The organism is Chryseobacterium sp., from assembly GCF_045629545.1.
Lineage (GTDB): Bacteria > Bacteroidota > Bacteroidia > Flavobacteriales > Weeksellaceae > Chryseobacterium.
Genome location: NZ_JAZQRK010000053.1, coordinates 21,112 through 42,436, shown reverse-complemented (window position 1 = coordinate 42,436; position 21,325 = coordinate 21,112). Strand labels below are relative to the sequence as shown.

The 21,325-nt window shown below is 33.6% G+C and carries 19 protein-coding genes and 1 tRNA gene; 10 read left to right on the top strand and 10 right to left on the bottom strand.

The features are described from left to right. The first annotated feature begins 32 nt into the window (after positions 1 to 32). From gldM to ACKI42_RS13295, 3 genes are read left to right on the top strand one after another with little or no spacing between them, the layout of a single operon-like run. Entirely contained in the window at positions 33 to 1,625 is a 1,593-nt protein-coding gene (gene gldM, locus ACKI42_RS13305; protein ID WP_407406068.1) for a gliding motility protein GldM, read from the top strand. Positions 1,626 to 1,647: 22 nt separating this feature from the next. Beyond that, on the top strand, positions 1,648 to 2,586 hold the full coding sequence (gene gldN / locus ACKI42_RS13300; protein ID WP_407406067.1) for a gliding motility protein GldN: 939 nt from the start codon (positions 1,648 to 1,650) through the stop codon (positions 2,584 to 2,586). Between the two features lie 56 nt (positions 2,587 to 2,642). After that, positions 2,643 to 3,674, top strand: a complete 1,032-nt coding sequence (locus ACKI42_RS13295; protein ID WP_407406066.1) for an NAD(P)/FAD-dependent oxidoreductase — start codon at positions 2,643 to 2,645, stop codon at positions 3,672 to 3,674. A 36-nt stretch (positions 3,675 to 3,710) separates the two neighbouring features. Here the strand turns inward: ACKI42_RS13295 and ACKI42_RS13290 are convergent, their stop codons facing one another. Beyond that, entirely contained in the window at positions 3,711 to 4,088 is a 378-nt protein-coding gene (locus ACKI42_RS13290) for a hypothetical protein (protein WP_407406065.1), read from the bottom strand. Positions 4,089 to 4,938: 850 nt separating this feature from the next. Here ACKI42_RS13290 and ACKI42_RS13285 point away from each other — a divergent pair. Then, positions 4,939 to 5,634 carry a hypothetical protein gene (locus ACKI42_RS13285; RefSeq protein WP_407406064.1) on the top strand — a complete coding sequence of 232 codons (696 nt, stop codon included), beginning with the start codon at positions 4,939 to 4,941 and terminating at the stop codon, positions 5,632 to 5,634. 179 nt (positions 5,635 to 5,813) lie between these two features. Here ACKI42_RS13285 and ACKI42_RS13280 read toward each other — a convergent pair. Next, positions 5,814 to 5,900: transfer RNA gene (locus ACKI42_RS13280), tRNA-Ser, on the bottom strand. Between the two features lie 56 nt (positions 5,901 to 5,956). Then, a complete protein-coding gene (locus tag ACKI42_RS13275) occupies positions 5,957 to 6,973 on the bottom strand; it encodes an asparaginase (protein ID WP_407406063.1) in 1,017 nt (338 codons plus the stop codon). A gap of 80 nt (positions 6,974 to 7,053) precedes the next feature. Here ACKI42_RS13275 and ACKI42_RS13270 point away from each other — a divergent pair, with 80 nt between their 5' ends. The 3 genes from ACKI42_RS13270 to ACKI42_RS13260 are packed head-to-tail and all read left to right on the top strand — an operon-like array spanning position 7,054 to position 8,995. Then, the gene (locus tag ACKI42_RS13270; RefSeq protein ID WP_407406062.1) at positions 7,054 to 7,725 is read left to right on the top strand and encodes a TrmH family RNA methyltransferase; all 672 of its coding nucleotides are present in this window, start codon (positions 7,054 to 7,056) and stop codon (positions 7,723 to 7,725) included. Then, the gene (locus ACKI42_RS13265; RefSeq protein WP_407406061.1) at positions 7,725 to 8,156 is read left to right on the top strand and encodes a hypothetical protein; all 432 of its coding nucleotides are present in this window, start codon (positions 7,725 to 7,727) and stop codon (positions 8,154 to 8,156) included. Before ACKI42_RS13270 ends, ACKI42_RS13265 begins: the two co-directional genes overlap by 1 nt. Continuing rightward, on the top strand, positions 8,156 to 8,995 hold the full coding sequence (locus ACKI42_RS13260; RefSeq protein WP_407406060.1) for a hypothetical protein: 840 nt from the start codon (positions 8,156 to 8,158) through the stop codon (positions 8,993 to 8,995). Before ACKI42_RS13265 ends, ACKI42_RS13260 begins: the two co-directional genes overlap by 1 nt. A 14-nt stretch (positions 8,996 to 9,009) precedes the next feature. Here the strand turns inward: ACKI42_RS13260 and ACKI42_RS13255 are convergent, their stop codons facing one another. From ACKI42_RS13255 to tsaD, 3 genes are read right to left on the bottom strand one after another with little or no spacing between them, the layout of a single operon-like run. Beyond that, positions 9,010 to 9,705 (bottom strand): RsmE family RNA methyltransferase, encoded by a 696-nt coding sequence (locus ACKI42_RS13255; protein WP_407406059.1) that lies wholly within the window; start codon positions 9,703 to 9,705, stop codon positions 9,010 to 9,012. 19 nt (positions 9,706 to 9,724) lie between these two features. Further along, on the bottom strand, positions 9,725 to 10,129 hold the full coding sequence (locus ACKI42_RS13250) for a hypothetical protein (RefSeq protein WP_407406058.1): 405 nt from the start codon (positions 10,127 to 10,129) through the stop codon (positions 9,725 to 9,727). After that, complete coding sequence (gene tsaD / locus ACKI42_RS13245; protein WP_407406057.1) at positions 10,126 to 11,142, bottom strand: tRNA (adenosine(37)-N6)-threonylcarbamoyltransferase complex transferase subunit TsaD; 1,017 nt, start codon at positions 11,140 to 11,142, stop codon at positions 10,126 to 10,128. Before tsaD ends, ACKI42_RS13250 begins: the two co-directional genes overlap by 4 nt. Before the next feature lie 4 nt (positions 11,143 to 11,146). Between tsaD and ACKI42_RS13240 the strand changes: the two genes are divergently transcribed. The 3 genes from ACKI42_RS13240 to ACKI42_RS13230 all read left to right on the top strand — a co-directional run bounded on the left by ACKI42_RS13240 (position 11,147) and on the right by ACKI42_RS13230 (position 16,995). Beyond that, complete coding sequence (locus tag ACKI42_RS13240) at positions 11,147 to 15,943, top strand: translocation/assembly module TamB domain-containing protein (RefSeq protein WP_407406056.1); 4,797 nt, start codon at positions 11,147 to 11,149, stop codon at positions 15,941 to 15,943. Positions 15,944 to 16,078: 135 nt separating this feature from the next. Next, a complete protein-coding gene (locus tag ACKI42_RS13235; RefSeq protein WP_050379112.1) occupies positions 16,079 to 16,549 on the top strand; it encodes an Lrp/AsnC family transcriptional regulator in 471 nt (156 codons plus the stop codon). 68 nt (positions 16,550 to 16,617) lie between these two features. Further along, positions 16,618 to 16,995: a hypothetical protein gene (locus ACKI42_RS13230; RefSeq protein WP_407406055.1), complete on the top strand. Its 378-nt coding sequence runs from the start codon at positions 16,618 to 16,620 to the stop codon at positions 16,993 to 16,995. Between the two features lie 402 nt (positions 16,996 to 17,397). On the opposite strand, the gene ACKI42_RS13225 is transcribed toward ACKI42_RS13230, so the two are convergent. The 4 genes from ACKI42_RS13225 to ACKI42_RS13210 all read right to left on the bottom strand — a co-directional run bounded on the left by ACKI42_RS13225 (position 17,398) and on the right by ACKI42_RS13210 (position 21,325). Beyond that, positions 17,398 to 18,345: a transketolase family protein gene (locus tag ACKI42_RS13225; protein ID WP_407406054.1), complete on the bottom strand. Its 948-nt coding sequence runs from the start codon at positions 18,343 to 18,345 to the stop codon at positions 17,398 to 17,400. A gap of 46 nt (positions 18,346 to 18,391) precedes the next feature. Continuing rightward, positions 18,392 to 19,243: a transketolase gene (locus tag ACKI42_RS13220; RefSeq protein WP_407406053.1), complete on the bottom strand. Its 852-nt coding sequence runs from the start codon at positions 19,241 to 19,243 to the stop codon at positions 18,392 to 18,394. A 181-nt stretch (positions 19,244 to 19,424) separates the two neighbouring features. Next, the gene (locus ACKI42_RS13215; RefSeq protein WP_407406052.1) at positions 19,425 to 20,930 is read right to left on the bottom strand and encodes a sodium:solute symporter; all 1,506 of its coding nucleotides are present in this window, start codon (positions 20,928 to 20,930) and stop codon (positions 19,425 to 19,427) included. 110 nt (positions 20,931 to 21,040) lie between these two features. Continuing rightward, the gene (locus tag ACKI42_RS13210; protein WP_407406051.1) at positions 21,041 to 21,325 is read right to left on the bottom strand and encodes a GNAT family N-acetyltransferase; all 285 of its coding nucleotides are present in this window, start codon (positions 21,323 to 21,325) and stop codon (positions 21,041 to 21,043) included.

Sequence of the window (21,325 nt, the reverse complement as noted above, 5' to 3'; positions counted from 1 at the left end):
CATCAATTTAAACTTAAACTAAAGAAAAAAGAATGGCAAAAGGAAAACAGACTCCACGTCAGAAGATGATCAACCTTATGTATTTGGTGTTCATCGCGATGATGGCCCTCAATATTGATGTTGAAATCATTAGATCGTTCTACAATACAACAGAATCTCTTAATGAAACAAGATTACTAACGGAGGATAAAAACTCAAAAATCTTTGAAAAAACTCTTGAAGCTAAGGCTCAGCAAGTACCAGATACTTATGCTACACCTTGGGAGCAGTACAAAGTTTTGAAAGGTAAAATAGACGTTCTTGTAAAATCAGCTGACGAAATTAAAATTGAACTTAAGAAAAAATCTGATTTTCATGAAAAAGATCCAAAAACTGGAAGAGATTTGGATATTAGTGAAAATTTCTCGGCTCTGAATAATAATGAAGCGACTACACACTATTTCTTTAATGATGGTGACGAAACTAAAACAAGTAAAGGCGCTGCAGATTTAAAAGCAAAAATGGATGATATTAGAAAATATATCTCTGAAACTTTTGGTAATAATGAATCTCTGAAAGATGTTGTAAGTAGAGCTAACAAGTCTCTTGTTGCTGAGTATCCTCAGGGTAAATCTCCTAACGGAAAAACTTGGTTTCAAAATAAATTCTATCACCAACCATTAATTGCAGCTATTTCGAATTTAGAAATTATTCAGAATGATGCAAGAAATGTACAGTCTGATGCATTAGCATTAATGTTGTCAGAAAAAGTAGATGCTAGTATCAAGTTCAATCAATATGAAGCTATCGTTTCAGCTCCTACTGACGTACAGTCTGGTAAAAAAGCTGAAGCTGTTATAATGTTGGGTACTTATTCTAATTCTAATAAAATAAGCATCAGTGGAGTTAGTAGACAAGTAAATGGTAAAGGTTATCTTCCTCTTAACACAGGTGGAGAAGGAGAACGCAAAATTGGAGGTGTAATCACACTTACAGATGCTACAGGGAAGGCTACAACATATCCTTTCACGCATACATATAATGTAATTGCAGGTCCACAACAAGTGAAGCTAGAACAAGGATTATTATTATCTGCGGATAAAATGAACGTAATGTATAGAGGATTAGAAAATCCTGTTACAGGTTCTATATTAGGTGCTGATAATTCTAAATTATCTCTTTCTGCTCCAGGTGCAGTAGTTAAAAATACAGGAAAAGGTAAGTGGAATGTAATTCCGTCTACTGGCAATGTTGTTAAGGTAACGTTGTCTGGTACAGACGCTACTGGAAAATCTGTTTCTCAATCATTTGATTACAGAATTAAAGGAATCCCTAGACCTTCAGGACAAATTAGAGGAAAATCTGTTAACTTTATGCCAGCAAGTTCTATCCCTAATCAGGTTGTTACTGCAGCATTAGTAGATTTCGATTTCCCAGTTTCATTTACTGTTAATAGCTTTATTTTGAAACTTCCAGGAAGAGCAGGAACAATGATCCAAGGAAGCTCATTATCTGCAGCTGAAGGGGTGTTGAAAAACCTTAGACCAGGAGATGTAGTTCAGATTTATGACATCCAAGCTACTGCTACAGGTCTTGGAAACCAAAGATTGAAAGAGATTTCTCCAATTATTATCAACGTTCAATAAGATTAATTTGTAAAATCATATTATGAAAAAATATATTAGCAGTCTTTTAGTATTAGTTTCTGGGTTTGCATTATCTCAGACTATTCTAAATGCTTCTTCTCCGGAGGAGTTCAGACAAATGAGAGCTGAAAATATGAGAAAAGTTGGAGATACTGTTATTAGTAATAAAGTAAAACCACTTGAATACGGATTCGTAGATGACAAGGACATCTTGAAAAGTATGTTTGTTTGGGAAATCATTGACATGAATGATAAAATCAATCAGCCATTCTATTATGATAATCCAAATGCATTATTATCTAAAAATACAAGTTCGTTATACCAAATTCTTTTGGATGCTGCCTTAAACCAGCAAATTGAAGAAGTCTATGATGACGAAAACTTCACTACAAAATTGAGTCCTGAAGGAATTCAGAAGAAATTAGAAAGTGTAAGATTAGATGATGAGGCAATAGAAATAATCAACTCTGGAAGACAATTAACAGATGCCGAAAAAGCACAATATACCGATCATATCAGAACAACTACGGAAAAAGTAAAAGTTCTTAAAATATTCGGAATGTGGTTTATTGATAAGAGAGATGGTCAAATGAAGTACAGACCACTAGGCCTTGCGGCAATGGGTCCAGATCCATCTTCATTAGGTAGAATAGGTCCTGATGGTATGCCTTTGGCTGGAGCAGATGAATTGGTAGATCTCTTCTGGGTATATTACCCAAAAGCAAGAGAAATATTATCAAATAATTTTGTATTTAATAAAAGTAATTCTTCTGCTGATTTGTCTTTTGATGATGTTATCAACTCAAGAAGATTTTCATCTATTATCTATAAATCTTCTACGGGAGCAGGCGATGGTTTAATTAAAGATTATCTACCAAGAAATGCGGAAGAGCAATTGGAAGAAAGTGACAGAATTAAAGCGCAGATTCTAGAAATGGAAAACGATATGTGGAATTACTAATATTTCACTTGATATTTATAAAAAACCTGAGTACTTTTACTCAGGTTTTTTTTATTATGAAAAATGTAGATTATATTATTGTTGGAGACGGATATGCAGCGTTATTTTTTGCGCATCAATTAATTAAAAATAACAAATCATTTATTCTCTTTTCTGAGGGAAGAAAAAGTGCATCACAGGTTTCTGCTGGTATTATAAATCCTGTAGTGCTAAAGAAGTTTACTACCTTTTGGTTGGCACAAGAGCAACTCGATTTTTTGAAAACATCGCTCCATGAGATTGAACAGTATACAGGTTCAAATTACTTGATAGAGGCACAAATTCACAGAATTTTTCATGATGAAAATGAACAAAAATTATGGCTGAAAAAATCTCAAACTCCAGAATTAACACATTTTTTAAGTGAGGATTTTAATGATATAAATGAGGTGAAAAATAATTTCTCAACTGGAAAAGTGAAGCAATCTGCTAGACTGAATGTAAAAGATTTCTTTACAGACTTGCTTGCCTATTTGGAAGAACAAAAATATTTAGTAAAAGAAAAATTTGATTATCAAATTTTTGATACTCAAAATTCACTTTACAAAGACTATTATTTTCGAAATATAATATTCTGCGAAGGAATGGGAGTGAAAAATAATCCATTTTTTTCTAATCTACCCGTAGTTCCTAATAAGGGACATCATATCCGTGTAAAATTATCAAAAGATTTATCTGAAAATATTACCATAAAAAAGAAACACTTTTTATTTCCTCTTCATAACGGTTTGTATTTCTATGGTGGAACTTATGATAGAGATCAGCTACATGAAAAGGTAGATGAATCTGCAGTAGAACAATTAAATAATGGCTTGTCTGAAATATACTGCAAAGAATTCTCAGTTGAGGAAGTTCATTTCGGATTTCGTCCTACTGTGAAAGATAGGAGGCCGATTGTAGGAGCGCATTCTATTCACAAAAATTTGTTTATACTCAATGGTTTGGGCGCTCGAGGAATCCTTAATGGATGTTATTTCGCCAATGCACTCTATGAGAATATTGAACATAGTGTTGAACTTCCTAAAGAAGTTTCAATTGATAGATTTTGATCTAAAAAAAAAACGCTCTATATGAAGCGTCTATTTTTATTTTGAATGTACCCTAACAGGTTCTTGAGATTTTTTACCTCGAAAGAGCACCATTTCAACATCTTTTTTTGTGAAAATAACTTCATTTTTGGTATCAGTATACAAATATTTATTGTCTTCCGTAGAATATCCTGGAGTAGACTCGTTCTTTTTGAGTTGATAAGTTTTACCATCGAGGTGAATGGTTACCGTATTTTTCGAATGATTTCGAATGATTTCCATTTCATAACCATAGCTATCTGTAATCAGAGACTTTGTAATCTCGTCTTGAGAAACTGAAGCTTCATTTGCTACCTTCACATCCGGATCTTTTGCTGTGTTTTGGCATGCTGTAAGTACGATGAATACTACTAATGTTGAAATAAATGTTTTCATTGTGATTTTAAAATTTTAATAAATTCTTATTCTGTGGGCATTTGTAGGGTAAAATTACAATTAATTTTATTATGTATGTTAATATATTATTAATTGAATAATTTTTAGGCAAAAATTATTTATAATCTATTTTTTTAAATATGAGTTAAACATTGTTGATAATGTAAGGAATGTAAGGAATTGAGCATCTTTTTATACTATCAAATGAGGAACCATATTCAATTTTTAATTCCTTTTTCTCTAAATAATTTAGCTAAAAGTAAGATTGGTATTAAAGAAATTGATCGTATACTTTTAAATTCTATAAGTCATTTTTTTCAAAATGTGTAAAGAATTATACATCATCATGAGTTGATGAGTGGATGGATGTTGCAATATAATTGCTAAATTCTAAGCATACAATATGATAAGCGAATTCATAAATTACGTGATTAACTCAAATGAACTTAAAATGAAAAAAATTCAAATTGCCGAGGCCAATCTAATTCTAGCTTTGCATGATTATTATTAATCTATTAAAAGCTCATATAAATATTAACAATCAGCTATCCAGAAATTATATAGCAGAATATTTGGAAGTTTTACTCCACCAAAAAGATGCGCTATATGCAAAGATGTAGCTTATAGAAACCAAAGAGAAACAGTTTGCAACGTTGGCGCATATCTACTAAAGTTTGCGAAGTGGTTGGAAGCAATTTTAATATAATTCAAACATGCGATCAAAAAGGTTCGAAAACATTATTTCAAGCTTTTTTTATGATTTTTTTTTTCAAAATAAGTTACAAAAAATATAATACGACAAGTTTTGTCGCTATGCGAGTATAGCTTTGCAGAACAAAATATGTAAGTCATGCAATCACCATTTTACTTAAGTTTTAAAAATTTCGAGAACAATTATTACAATCATTTAGAACAATGGTTTGAAGAATATCATAATACCAACGAGATCGACTTTTTAAGACATCTGGCATCCATCTACAAACCTTATTTAAGTTATAATTTCTTAGAAAATAAATTGCAAACTGAGGCCACTATAAAAGTGAAAAATTGCTATTTCCCTGCCGCAGATAATTTCGGAATTTCCTTTAATATAGACGATAAATCTAGCAGATGTAACACAAATCTACATCAGGTTTCAGAGTGGAAAACCATTACAATGTTGGAGTATGCACAATGTGTTTTAGATAAAATTAATAAGCATTTTTACCACAATAACATCTCTATGAAAGAGGACGAATCTGTGCTGAGTTACATCAATCACTACGAAATCATCATGGCTAGAGAAAATACTGGGTATTGCTTAGATTACGATGTTCACCAAACGGCTTTGCCTTTTTTACGCGCATTTTTACCGCATTTTGGCAACACCGTGGATATTTCTTTGTATCGTAATTTCTATTTTTCTATGGTGAGAATTGCAGATTTTATCGATAAAAAATTGAAATCTATCGAGGCTTTCGAATACAGTATTTATCAACAACTGCAATCTGCATCTGCCATGAAAAGACATTTTCATCAACACAGTTTCCTTAGCATTTGCAACTAATGATTTTGTGAGAAGCTAATTCCTGCTTTCCGCTGTATCTTTTTTTTGCCTTTGCCTTTGTCCATCGCAAAAAAAAGGATGCCGCTGCAATCAGGGCTAGGGAACTACCTATTTGTATATTATACTTTCTTATATTATTTTACAAAAAAAGTCTTAAGAATAATCTTAAGACTTTTTTGTAGAGAAGATGGGATTCGAACCCACGGTACAGTTACCCGTACACTAGCTTTCCAGGCTAGCTCCTTCAACCACTCGGACACCTCTCTGTTTTGGAGACTGCAAAAATATACTTTTTTATCGACTTTACAAAAGATTTTTTTAATTACTCACTAATTTCTCCACAAAGACTTCTAGAGAAGTTCTCTGCAAAATTACCAGTATAAGTCGGGTTATCAATAAGATGCATTGCTTTTGTAATGGCACTTTCTGCGGTAATATCTTTACCACTTATTGCACCAATTTTAGAGAAAATATTGCTATTTTCGTACTTCCCAAATGAAATTCCACCAGAAATGCATTGGCTCACAACCACAATTTCGGTTCCGTTATTTCTAATCTGCTGTAAAGTTTTTAGCGTTTTTTCGTTGCTAAATATCGTTCCAGAACCAAAAACCTGCAAAATAAGAACTTTCATCTTTGGGAGTTCTGTAAAAGAGCTAAGATTCATACCCGGGAAAATTCGCCAAAACAAAACATCTTCACAAATATAGTCGTCTATTTCCAGTTGTGTATAGGCATGGTTTCTATACAGATTTTCTTTAGCAATATTCAGATGCACACCAGATTGTCCCAAAATAGGGTAGTTGGGACTAGAATAGGCATCAAAGTACTCTGCTGAATATTTTAAAGTTCTATTTCCTCTCAATAATTTATACTCGAAATAGATCGTCACTTCTTGTATTACAGCTTCGTTATTTTCGTACAAACTCGCGTAATAAATACTCGTCAATAGGTTTTCTTTGGCATCTGTTCTTAGATCACCAATAGGAAGTTGAGATCCCGTAAGAATTACTGGTTTTTTTAACCCTTTTAGCATAAAACTTAATGCTGATGCAGTATAAGACATTGTATCGGTACCATGAAGAATAAGAAAACCATCATACAACTCGTAATTTTCTTTGATGTAGTGAGCTATAATTTTCCATTCTTGCGGTCCCATATCCGAAGAATCTAAAGGTTTGGCAAAAGGGTGAACAAAAACTTCACATTCCATCAGCTTCATTTCGGGCATTTTCTCAAAAATGTTTCCAAAATCAAAAGCTCTTAGGCTTCCAGTTTCGTAATCTTTTTCCATTCCAATGGTTCCACCAGTGTAGATCAGCAAGACTTTTCTTTTCATGCAATATTTTATTAAAGAAATTGAGTAAGTATCGGGTTAAGAATTTCAAAATTACGTTAATTTGCAAAGATTTGAAATAGATGGAAGACTTAAAACAAACATTCGACTACATAAAGCAGTTTCTTACTGATGAAAGATTAGAAAAAATAGAACATTTCGCACCCGAAAGTTCAGATTTTGTACTGCCAGTTTTAGCAGATGTATATCAGTTTCGTAATGCAGCAGCAATCGTTCGTTCGGTAGAATCTTGTGGATTTCACAAAGTAGTTGCCTTACAAGAAGAAAATAATTTTGAACCCAATCTTCGTGTTACAAAAGGTGCAGATACTTGGGTAGAAGTAGAAAAATTGCCTCGAAATATAGCTTCATTGCAAAAAATAAAAGAAAGAGGTTACAAAATTGTAGCAGTTTCTCTAGAAAATAATGCCAAAATGCTTCCCGAATACGAAATTACAGAGCCAATAGCGCTTGTTTTTGGGACTGAAATGGAAGGCGTAACGCAAGAAATTTTGGATTTTGCAGATGAAACTTTAGCAATTCCGATGTACGGTTTTACAAGAAGTTTTAATGTTTCTGTAGCGGCATCAATTTGTATGTACGAGCTGAAACAAAAACTAATGAAATCTTCGATAGACTATAAGCTAGACGAAGAAAAGCTCTTGAAGATGAAGATTCGTTGGGCAGTAAATTCTATTAAAAGTGGTGAGCAAATACTAGATAAGTACAATAAAGATAAAAATTTGAGCATTTAATGAAAAAAATCACTACATATCTTTTCTTTGCGTCTATTTTCTTGTCATTAGCCAGTTTGATGATCATGGAAAAAGGGTTCAAAGAGATTTATCCATTTGCAAGTTGGAAGCTGTTTACAGTTCCTAGTGGAGGTTTACCTACAGAGCAGAGATATGTATTATTTGGAATAAAAAATAATGATACGGTAAGAATACGAAATACGCCAACCGCATTTTATGAAGCAAATGATAAGGCGCTTATTACCGATACCTATTCTTATAAAATAGAAAATAAGGATAATATTGAAATAAATAAAAAGAAATTACTAATTTTTGCTAAAGATATCGCACCTCAATTTGATAATTATTTGGTCTTTAAAGAAACGTATAATCCTAAAGAAATAGGAGGTCAAATGAAAAATAGTCATTACCAATTAATTTCTAAATTATAATGAAATATCCGCAGCTTACCGTTTTTAATTATAAAATTCTTTACTACACAATAAGAATTTTTGGTTTGTATTGGTTGTATGTTCAGTATACCAAATTTTTGGCTTATCAGGGAAGACCTAAAGCTTTATATGAGCCTGTTTTTGATATTCAAAAGTTTCTTTTTCCTGAATTTCCTTCACAAGCTTTATTCCTAGGTATGCTTCTGTCTTGTGGATTTTTATTTCTAGTTACATTTTGGAAGCAATCTTATATTCTTAATGGAGTTTTGTTTTTACTGACAGCTATTATCAATTTGCCAATTTCAGCCAATTATGGTTTACATCATGATAATCATGTGGTTATATTGGCATTCTTTTTAAGTATATTCTTACTTCCAAAAAATTTGGAAGAAAAAGACTATCGTTATGTACAATATTTTTACCTCGGATTGCTGGCTACTTATAGTTTGGCAGGGATGGGTAAGATATTAGGAACAGTAAAAAATGTAGTAAAGCAAACAGATAAATTGCTGTGGATAAACAGTGATGCCGCGAAACTTAATACTTATGATAATTATTATAGAGCAGATACTTTAATTCCGGATTGGATGCAGAGTTTGTATTTGTACGAAAATCTATGGATTGTGGTAACAATTTCAGGTATTGCAATGCAGTTTTTGTGCTTTCTGGGAGCTTTCAATAGAAAATTGCTTACATTTTTCATGGTATTTCTATTTACTTTCCATTTGTACACCATGAAATTCGTTTTAGCAAATTTTGAAACCACGAATTTATTTATACTTACGGTATTTTTTCCTTATCATATTTTTAGTCCTCAAGCGAGAACTAAAAATACGTAAGTTTTTCAATTATTTTAGATCATGTTGTTGTAGTTCCAAGCTGCGACAAAAACACCTGCGGTTTCTGTTCTCAGCCTTTGGTTTCCTAGCGAAACCGCTTTTATGCCTTTTTCTGCTAAGAACATAATTTCTTTTTCCGAAAAATCTCCTTCTGGACCTATCAGAAAAGTATAGTTTTCCATATTTGGGATATTTTGAAGCTCACATCTCTCTAGACTTTCATTGCAATGAGCTACAAATGTAGTTTCGGCATTGATATTCTTTAAAAAATCAACCATTTTCATAGAATCATTAATGATTGGGAAATGAAATCTCAAACTTTGCTTTGATGCAGCAATAGCTTGTTTTCGAATTTTATCAATATTAATATTTTTGCGTTCCGTTTTTTCAGTTTGAAGAATTGTAATCTCAGAAATACCCATTTCTACTGCCTTTTCTACAAAAAATTCTATTCTGTCTATGTTCTTAGTTGGAGCAATCGCAATATGAAGATTTGATGAAAAAGCCGGCGTATTATTCGCTATTTCTTCCACAATTATGGAAGCTTTTTTACCTTCTATAGACAGTTTGCCCGATGCCAAATTTCCTCTACCATCTGTAACATGAATATCTTCTCCATTTTTCATGCGAAGAACTTTTATAATATGTTGTTGCTCTTCATCATGGATGGTGACTTCTTGCTGATGTATTTCGCCAAAAAATAATTTCATTGTTATTTAAAAATAATTTTTAGAATGTAATTTCGTTATCACTCAAAAATGCCACACCTGTTTTTATCGTTGTATAGATGTCGCCATCGCAATCTCTGTAAGTACAAGAGTAGATTTCCTCAATCCATTTATTACTCATATAAATTAAATTAAGGTATTCGTTTTTTCTTAAATTATTTTTGATGGATAAATAATCGCCTTCTTTCGGTTCAAAAGAAAAACTAAATACATTTTCAGCATTTATTTTTTCAATAATTTCTTCTTTTACGTTTTGTAGATAACCTTCTTCCGAACTTGTGCTTTGTTCTCCCAAATCATCGCTTACATTTCCCGTTTTACCAGTTACAGTTTCTAGAATCCAATAGAATTTCGCCTTACTTTTTGCTTGTTTTACAAGTATCTTTTCTTCTAACAATATTTTCATAAATCGTACTTTGAGGTTGCTGTTGATCTGATATCGGTAAATTCACCTCTCTCAAATTTTAGTTTTGCCACCATGGCAATCATTGCAGCATTATCAGTGGTATATTCGAATTTTGGAATGTAGATATTCCAGTTCATTTTTTTGTTATTATTTTCCATTGCCGCTCTTAGTGCAGAGTTTGCAGAAACTCCACCAGCGATGGCAACTTCATTTATTCCTAAATCTTTCGATGCTTTCTCCAGTTTATTCATCAATATTTCTACAATGCATTTTTGTATTGATGCGCACAAATCATTAAGGTTTTCTTTGATAAATTGAGGATTTTTTTGCACTTCCTTTTGGATGAAATAAAGCACAGAAGTTTTTATCCCACTGAAAGAATAATCGTAATTTTCTAATCTTGGCTTGTTAAATTTGAACGTGTCTGGATTTCCCTCTTTCGCCAATCTATCGATAATAGGACCCGCCGGATAATCCAAATTTAATATTTTCCCAATTTTATCGAAAGCTTCCCCCGCAGCGTCATCAATGGTTTTACCCACAACTTCCATGTCGAAATAATCTTTTACCAACACAATCATCGTATGTCCACCGCTTACGGTAAGGCATAAAAATGGAAATTTTGGCGGCATAGGATTTGCATCGTCGATGAAGTGCGCTAAAATATGAGCCTGAAGGTGATTTACTTCTATCAAAGGGACGTTAAGACTCATTGCCAAAGATTTGGCAAAAGAGGTACCTACAAGAAGAGAGCCCAAAAGACCTGGACCTCTAGTAAAGCCTATGGCAGAGATAGCATTTTGTTGTATATTTGCTTTAAGGATAGATCTTTCAACAACGGGAATAATATTTTGCTGATGCGCCCTAGAGGCTAATTCGGGAACCACACCTCCATATTCGTTATGGATATCTTGGGTTGCCGCGATGTTGGATAGTATACAATTTCCTTTGATGATGGCTGCTGAAGTGTCGTCACAAGACGACTCGATACCTAATATTATAGAGTCACTCATAGTAATGGCAAAGTTAGAGAATAATAACGAAAATGAGAACAAAAAATCTATAGCTGATAACTTAAGTAATCAGGTACAGAAAACGGTTGATAATGTTCAGGAAACAATGAAAGAGGCTTCTGAACTAGCTTCTGATGCTATTAATCATCCGATAGATACTGCGCAAGAATTTGGAAAACAAGCTGCTAAAGATGTTACCAGCTATTCTTGGTGGGCGAAATTGCTCCTTATTTTATTTTGGTTTGTAGTCTCACTTATAGCGATTGTTCTTATTGCCATAAATCTCCCAGTTACGAAGCGATGGGCAGCTAACCAAGCATTACAGATTGTAAATAGAGACTTTAAGGCAGATATGTCTACAGAGAGTGTAGAAGTTAATTTTTTTGGTGATGTAATTATAAGAGGATTAAAAATAAAAGATTACAAAGGACTAGAATTCATTAAAGCAAAAGAATTTACAGCAGATTCAGATTGGTTTTCTTTACTGTCTAATATTAATAAAAACAATTCTTTAGGATTCGATGCGCTATCCCTGAAAAACGCAGATATAAAAGTGATAACCTATAAAGGTGATAGTATCTCCAACTTTATCCGATTTACCAAGTTATTTGATAGCGGTAAAAAAGCGGACCCGAATAAACCTCCTTTTCAACTCAATTCTCGTTTGGATATTGTTGATTCTAAGGTTTCTATTGTTAACCAAAATTCTCCAGGTGAACCGGGAAATTGGCTCACTGCTACCAAGGTCAATTTGCACGCGCCAAAAGTGAAGGTAAATGGCATAAATATATCTGCACAGATAAATAACTTTACCTTTATTACTAAAAGATGGGGGAAATCTCATTTCGTAGATACCTTTTCTACAGAGCTTACCATGACGCAAGATTTTCTTTCATTAAAGGATTTGACACTAAATACAGACCATTCTTTATTACAAGGGGATGTCAAATTTAATCTTCACAAAGGTTCATGGGCGGGTTTTGCTGATAATGTAAGATGGGATATGAACATGAAATTGGGTAGTCAACTTAGTGGGTATGATATCAGCTACTTTGTAACCAATTGGGACAATTTTATTCCATTTAATATCTCTGGGAAAATGCAGGGTCCTCTGAATAATTTTACTTTAGAAAATTTCTTAATTCGAAATCCTGATGTCAATATCGCTACTCAGAATATGGCTATAACCAACCTTTTGAAGGGTAATTTTAACATAGAAACCAATAGTTTATCTGCCGATTTTACGTATATACATCTGAAAGCAATGATGCCAAAGTTTATATCTAGTAAAATGAAAGATTTTGCAGATGATTTTGGCAAATTAAAATTCAATGGAACAGCCAAAGTCACTCCAAAACAAGTTTTTGTTGCCAAAGGAAATTTAATGACAGGGATTGGGCAAGCCAAGATTACCAATTTTTCTTTGACGGATTATAGTACTTCTGTACCCAAATTTGTAGGTGTTGCGGAAGTGAAAGACCTCAATACTTCCGTGATTACCAAAAGTAAAGCGGTTGGTTTGATATCGGGTAGATTTGATATTGATGGGCAAAGTTTTGATGTGAATACTATGAAATTGAGAACCAAATCTCAAATTTCTAGTATTGAAATCATGAATAAGGAAATTAATAATCTTTATCTTGACGGTCTGCTCGATCACAAAAAATACAACGGTTTGATTACGGTAAATGACGAACAAGCAAAAGCCAATGTAAAAGGGCTAATAGACTTTAGTACTTCTAAAATTTTTGCTGATGTAAATGCAGATGTGAATTACCTCAACCTTAATTACTTCACAGGAACAGCTGGAAATCAAATTGTAAGCGGACAGGTGGTTGGGAAATTGGCAATGTCTACTATTAATGATCTTACATTAGATGTTGATGCTAATAATGTAAATTTTGCCACTGCAACTCAAAAATACCATATTCCCAATGCAAAGTTGAAAACCTACATGGAAAATGGAGGAAGAGTAATAGATGTGATGGCTCCTGGAGCTGTAGAAGGAAAGATTTCTGGTAAATATAATCTTGGAGATCTTGCCGGAATGGTACAAAATGGTTTAGGGAAAATATTGGTGGGTCCAGCACCAAGAAAAATGTATAGAAATCAGAGTTTTGCAATGAATTTTGATGTTCAGCAAGGTCTAGTAAGTTATTTTATGCCTGATCTAAAACTTCCAAACGGTGCTTTAGTAGAAGGGCAGTACGACGGAAATTCTAATAATTTAATACTCAATTTAGATGCAGCATCATTGAAATATGTGATGACCAAAAAAGAGGAAATTACTGAAGCTGACAAAGCACTTGCAACTGCTAATCCTGCTTATCAAATTAACGAAAGAGCGACTATTTCTAAAGATAGTGCTATGGTGGATAGTGTGATGGTGAGAATCAATACGGCTAATCTAGATCAGCAATTGTACGCAAAAATAAAGAGAGTAGAGTACAATAAAAATATTCTAAAAGATATTATACTTACTGGTAAGAATGATGATAATACGCTCTTACATATAGCAACTAATCTCAAATATGGTAGTGCTGATGATGAATTAGAAGATCAGTTGAAAAATTACAGCATTAATTTCAACCAGACTTCAAACGCAGCTGGGGATTTTATCTTTAGATTCGAACCTACAGAAGTTAATTTTAATGAGGTGAAATGGGCTATAGATACTACATCACCTCAAGATCACTATATCAGTTATAGGAAGAAAACTAAAGATTTTGAAATAGTCAATCTAAAGATATTTTCAGATGAAAGTTCATTACTCGTTAATAATGCCATCTTCAAATCTGCCAAAGACTTCTATATAGATGCTGATGTACAAAATTTAGCTATTGAAAAAATTTTGCAGATGCAAGGTGGTGGCAATGCAATGGATATTCAAGGTATTGCCAATGGAAGTGTAAAAATTAAGATGGACCAAAGCACATTACAGCCTTTGGTAGATCTAACGGTGGATGATATTATGATGAATGGAAACGAAATGGGAGATCTTACCATTTCTGCCGTTAATGGCTTCTCTCTGAATGTTTATGATATAGATGTGAAAGCAACATCTGCGGGCGTTCTAGGGCATAATAACCTACATCTTACTGGAACTGTAAATAATAATACCAAATCTCCAACAATAGATCTTACTGCAGAGATGAGGGAGTTTGATATCGCTTTTACTCAACAATTTGTACAAACTATTTTCGGAAATTTGAGAGGAAAAGCTACAGGAGATCTCAAAATAAATGGTAATCTAAAAAATCTAGATTACAGTGGTGATATTGGCCTTAAAGAATTTGGATTGAAATTATTATTTACTGGGGTAGATTATTCCTTTGATGATACGGTGATTCCACTTTCTAAAGGCTTAGCTATTATGAACAATATTGGGGTACGTGATGGAAGATCTAATTCTCAAGGATCAATATCAGGTGCAATTCAATTCGAGACGCTTTCTTCTATGGGAGTTAACCTCGTAATGAGAGCAGATAATCTTTTGGTGCTAAACACTGTACAAAAAGACTACGATTTGTTCTGGGGTAGAGTATATGGGCAAGGTGATCTCTATGTAGATGGACCAGTATCAGGTCTTAGCATCTCTACACCTAATATGAAGGCTCTTAATGGAAGTACCTTTACTTTCAACTCTAGTTCTACCTCTAATGTAGAAGAATTCAAAATGTTGAGGTTTCTGAGGGAAGGAAAAGATGGTTTGGTTACCCTTGAAGAGAAAAAAAGAACCGGCGCCAATATGAATTTGGATTTTAATTTGGATGTCGATAAAGGAACTACCGTTAATGTATTAGTAGGTGATGATGTAGGAAATATTACGGTGAAGGGAACAGCAAAGGACTTGCGTTTCCAGATGAGTAGAAGAGGTGCAATTGCCATGAATGGTACATATATGGTAGATAACGGAACTTTTGTATCCAAAGCTATTTTGGATAGGACTTTCCAGATTCAGAAAAATAGCAGCATCCGCTGGGATGGTGATGCAATGAAGCCCGCTTTGGAAATTTCTGCCAACTATGTAAGAATGGTGTCTAATGCTGGAGAATACCTAAACATGGGAAAACTACAACCTATCAGTATTATGCTTCAAGCCAATATTACCAATACATTAAATGATCCAAAGATTGCACTAAATGTTACTGCACTTGATGTAAGTAGTCAAGTGAAGGAAACTTTGGCATCAAAAATTAATCAGACTGAGGGTGAAAATGTATTGCAATTTGGTTCTATATTATTATTAAATAGTTTTAATGTGTCCAACTCTGGTGGAGTAGATATTGATGCTATTGGAGTAGCAGAATCTTCAGGTTATAATATGCTTCTGAAACAATTGGGTTCTGTCTTGAATACCATGAGTAACGAATTCCAAATTGACCTGAATTATGTAAAAGGAGATCAGTATTCTAATACGGGTGATAGAGCTAATGCAGGAGTAAGTTTCGCATTATCTCCGAGAATAAAAGTAAAAACAGGACTTGGTATTCCGCTTACCAAAACTGAAGGGGCAGGTACAGATACCAACAATTACTTGTCGGGTGAAGGGTCAGTAGAGTATGATATTTCTAAGAAGAACGACGGTACGCTGCTTCTAAGAGGGTATTCCAAGCCTTCAAATATTGGTATGGGAATGGGTACAACCTCAAGTAATGGCTCTGCCAATCAGGCATATGGAGGAGGTATCGTTTGGAGTAAAAGCTTTAATTCTTTCTTTAAAAAGAGAAGAAAAGACAAAAATACTTCCACTATTAAAAATGAAACAAAAACAGATTCCACAAAAACATCGGGAAAATAATTTGAATATTTTAATGATTTTTATCAGCCATGTTAATTATTGTTAATGTTTCATATATTTTTTTCGTTTAAATAATTTTTCTTAATTTTGTAAAAAATATATCGATTTTTTAGGAAAAATATAATTTTCATCAATATGAACTATCAACTAGACGAAATAGACAAAAAAATTCTTGATTTCTTAGTAGAAAATACAAGAATGCCTTTTACAGAAATTGCAAAACAGATGGATGTATCCGCTGGTACAATTCACGTAAGAGTTAAGAAAATGGAGGATGCAGGTATTATTTTAGGATCATCTCTTAATTTAGATTATGGTAAATTAGACTACCACTTTACAGCTTTTATCGGTATTCTTTTAACGAAATCAAACCGCACACAGGAAGTTCTAAAAGAATTAGGTACAATCCCAAATGTAGTAGAAGCGAGCGTTATTTCTGGTAAATATAATATCTTCTGTAAAGTAAAAGCTAAAAATACAGAAGATGCTAAGAAAATCATCTACCAAATTGATGATATTCAGGATGTAATGAGAACGGAGAGTATGATTTCTATGGAAGAATACTTGAGTGACAAAAACAGATTGATCAACGCAATCTCAATATAATCAAATTTTAGACGATATATATACCCAAGAACTTATGAATTGATTCATAAGTTCTTTATTTTTGCACTATGGAAGAGTACAATTATTTTGATGAAGATCCGAAGAAAGGATTAGGGTTTATTTTAACGGTAGTAGCGCTATTACTATTCACGATAATGGGGTTTGGGATAGATCTAGATGAGTATTTGCAACAAGAGTTTCTCAATATTCCTCAGTGGTATTTCTATGCCATTTTTTCGGTAGATGCATTGATGGTAATTAGCCTCGTATTAATGTATTTTTATAAAAAAGTAGGGATTGTTGCCTTTCCAGTGCTTCTGGTATTGCACTTTTTCATGCACAATTTTTATCTCAGTACTTTTCTGTACACAGATGTTACCAATTTGTTCCTTTTCACAGGATTTGGGATGTTGGCCATTATTCCAAAGTGGAAATTTTTTAAATAATAAAACATCTTTATACGCTTTACTCGACGATTTTTAGAGTTTGAAACTCAATTTTGGGAGATTAAACAGACGTTTAAAGTTAATATAGACTAATTTTTATCTTGAAATTTTAACATATTTTAAGATTTTAAGCAGAAAATACGCACTAAAATTTTTATTTTAATGCGTATTTTTTTGTTATGAAAGTTAAAATCATTCAAAATTTATATCAAATTGAAGTAATTTCATTTTGAAGTTCCTCTATTTTAGTTAATTTTTATGAAGTAAATTTCTGTATAATAATTTTAAATAAACCAAGTTAAAATTATTATTGAAGAATACGCTTTCTATTTTTAGAAACTCAATAAAAAAAACCACGCCCGAGAGCGTGTTTTGTACTATTTCTAAGAATAGAAATTATTATTATTTATCCAAAATTCTTTTTACAGCTTCTTTTACAGCTTCTGCATCAATTTTGTATTTTTTCATTAATTCTGCTGGCGTTGCCGATTCACCGAATGAATCATTTACCGCTACAAATTCTTGTCTTGTTGGTCTTTTTCTAGCCAACATACCCGCTACAGATTCACCCAATCCACCAAGATAGTTGTGTTCCTCAGCAGTTACAATCTTACCTGTTTTTTCTACAGATTTCAAGATGATTTCTTCGTCAAGAGGTTTTATGGTGTGGATGTTGATCACTTCACAAGAAATACCTTCTTTTTCTAGTTCGTCTGCAGCAACCAAAGATTCCCATACAAGGTGTCCTGTAGCCACAATAGTAACGTCTGTACCTTCTTGAAGCATAATACCTTTTCCAATCTCGAAAGGCATATCTTCAGGGATAAATACAGGTACGGTAGGTCTACCAAATCTTAGGTAAACTGGTCCCTCGAAATCTGCAATAGCTAAAGTTGCTGCTTTTGTTTGGTTGTAGTCGCAAGGGTTGATAACCGTCATACCAGGAAGCATTTTCATCATCCCGATATCTTCTAACACTTGGTGTGTAGCCCCATCTTCACCCAAAGTAAGACCTGCGTGAGAAGCACAAATTTTTACATTTTTATTAGAATACGCGATAGACTGACGAATTTGGTCGTACACTCTAGACGTAGAGAAATTAGCAAAAGTACCCGTAAAAGGAATTTTTCCAGTGATGCTAAGACCTGCAGCTAGACCCATCATATTCGCTTCTGCAATACCTACTTGGTAAAATCTTTCTGGCGCTTTTTCTATGAATTTTTCCATTTTCAAAGAACCAATAAGATCTGCACATAGTGCTACTACATTGGGGTTTGTATCTGCCAATTCAGCTAGTCCTGCACCAAATCCTGAACGTGTATCTTTTTTTTCTGTATATGTATATTTCATTTTGATCTAAGTATTATTTCAAATTAATTTTTAAGCTGGATGGAGATTAGTAATCTGCAGCAGCTTCTAAATATAATTGTTTGAAGGCGGTATCTAGTTGCTCATCGTTTGGCGCTTTACCATGCCAAGCATGAGAACCCATCATAAAGTCTACACCTGCACCCATCTCTGTGTGAAGAATAATCACTACAGGTTTCCCTTTTCCTGTCTCCGATTTAGCTTTTTCTAAGATAGCGATTACAGCTTCTAGGTCGTTTCCGTTTTTCTCTTCCAAAACGATCCACCCGAAAGCTTCTAATTTTGCATGCAGATTACCTAGAGAAAGTACATTTTCTGTACTTCCGTCAATCTGCTGTCCGTTAAAGTCTATTGTAGAAATAATGTTGTCTACTTTCTTAGCTGCTGCATACATCAAAGCTTCCCAAATTTGTCCTTCTTGCAACTCTCCATCACCATGAAGTGTATATACCAAAGAAGAATCTCCATCTAGTTTTTTACCTTGTGCAACACCCAAAGCTACAGAAAGACCTTGTCCTAAAGATCCTGAAGCAATTCTGATTCCTGGTAAACCTTCGTGTGTTGTAGGGTGACCTTGTAATCTAGAATCTAATTTTCTGAACGTTTTCAATTCTTCCACAGGAAAGAAATCAAATCTTGCCAAAGTAGAATAGAATACAGGAGAAATATGACCGTTAGATAGGTAGAAGTGATCTTCATTTTTTCCTTCCATGGTGAAAGGTTGGTTGTAGTTCATCACTTTGCCATAAAGTGCTGTGAAATATTCTGTACAGCCTAAACTTCCGCCTGGGTGACCAGAGTTTACAGCATGAACCATTCTCAAGATGTCTCTTCTGATTTGTGTAGTAAGAGATTTCAGCTCTTCAATACTTTTACTCATTTTTTAGGATTTATTTTCAGGCGAATTTACAAATTTTTAATGGCTTACGGAAATAGAAAAATCCGAGTTTAGTACCCGGATTATGATTTTTCCAATTTAAAATATTTTTGTAAAAAAGGGTAATTCGTTTAGTTTTATTTCCAACAATTACAAGTTGTTCATTTTTTTTAATTATTTAAAATTAATTTATTTTTTTTCTAATAATCCAAAGCCCAATGAAGGTTAGTAATCCGTTGATAATAAGAAGTTCTAGCCCAATTTTGAAGTCTCCGAACAACATTCCTTGGTATTTGTCGATAAAATAAGATAGAATTGGCGCAGCAATACAAATGTAAGGTACTAATTTGTCTTCTACTTTAAATTTGGTGAAAATTCCAAAAGCAAAAAGTCCTAATAATGGTCCGTAAGTAAAGCCTGCTAGCTTAAGAATCAATCCAATCATAGAATTGTCATTGATTATTTTAAAAATAACCACCATCACCAAAAATGATAACGCAACTAAAAGGTGAATGTTTTTCCTGAATTTTTCTTTCTTCTTTTCGTCCCAATCTTTTTTATCCTTCATGCCAAAAATATCGATACAAAGAGAGGAAGTAAGAGCCGTCATTGCACCATCTGCACTAGGAAATAAAGCAGAAATAAGAGCGATAATAAATATAATTGAGATAAACCCTGGCATATATTCTAACGCCACTGTAGGGAATATTTTGTCACCGAAAATATCATTTCCATGCAATATAAATTGTTTTTGAGCCACACCATCTTTGAAGATTTCTGTAAATTGTGCGCCTTCGCTTTCTCCAAATAGGTATAATAATCCGCCCATATACAAGAATAATGAGATGACTCCTAACAAAATTACACCCAATGTAACCATATTTTTCTGAGAATCTTTCAGTTTCGTTACGGACAAGCTTTTCTGCATCATCTCTTGGTCTATCCCCGTCATAGTGATCGTAATGAACGCTCCTGCAAGAATTTGTTTAATAAAAAAACCTGGAGAATCTACGTCAAATTGAAAGATTTTTGTGTATCCTTTGTCATTCATTGCGGTTAAACTTTGCCCCACATTAAGGTCTAAATGATTGAGCATATAAATAGTACAAATTACCAATCCCAGAAGCATACATGAGGTTTGTAGAGTGTCTGTCCAAACAATAGTTTTCACTCCACCCTCGTAAGTATAGAGGATGATCATTAATAATATTACTAATGTGGTAACAATGAAGGGAACTCCCAAGCTGTCCAGAATAGTGATTTGTAGGATATTCACCACCAAATACAATCTCGCAGTTGCACCCACCAATCTAGAAACAATAAAAATCCATGCTCCAGATTTATAAGACAATTGTCCCATTCTTTGCTGTAAATACCCATAAATAGAGGTGAGCTGAAGACGATAATAGAGTGGGAGAAGCACATACGCAATGATGACGTAGCCAATAAGATACCCAATGGTGATCTGTAGATAAGAAAAACTATCTTTACCTACAGCACCAGGCACGCTTACAAAAGTAACGCCCGAGAGTGATGTACCTATCATCCCAAACGCCACAAGCATCCAATTGCTTTTACGGTTTCCTATAAAAAAACTTTCGTTATCGCTGCCTTTTCCTGTTTTGTAGGCGACTACTAAAAGAATTGCGAAATAGATAACAATAATTGCCAGTAATATAAATGGAGACATATTTATTTAATTAAAATTTTAGCAAATATAGTTTTTTTCGTTTCTACTAAAACAAAAACCTTTCAGACATCAATATCCGAAAGGTTTTCATCAATTTTAATTAATTAAAATTAGGTCAGTACATCTTGTAAATCTGCATTCTTCTGAAAGGTTGCCTTCGCAAAAGGACAAAGTGGGATGATTTTCTTGTTATTCTTGCGAGCAAATTCTACTGCCTTTATTAGCATTTCCTTTCCTACGCCTTTGCCATTGTATGCTGCTTCCACCTCAGTATGATCGATGATGAAACGCTCTTCGCCAGCCCATGTATACGTCATTAGACCTGCTTTGTTGCCATCTATGGAAGCTACGAATGCTCCATGTTTTTCGTCGTTGCTTTGTTTTATTTTTATCAT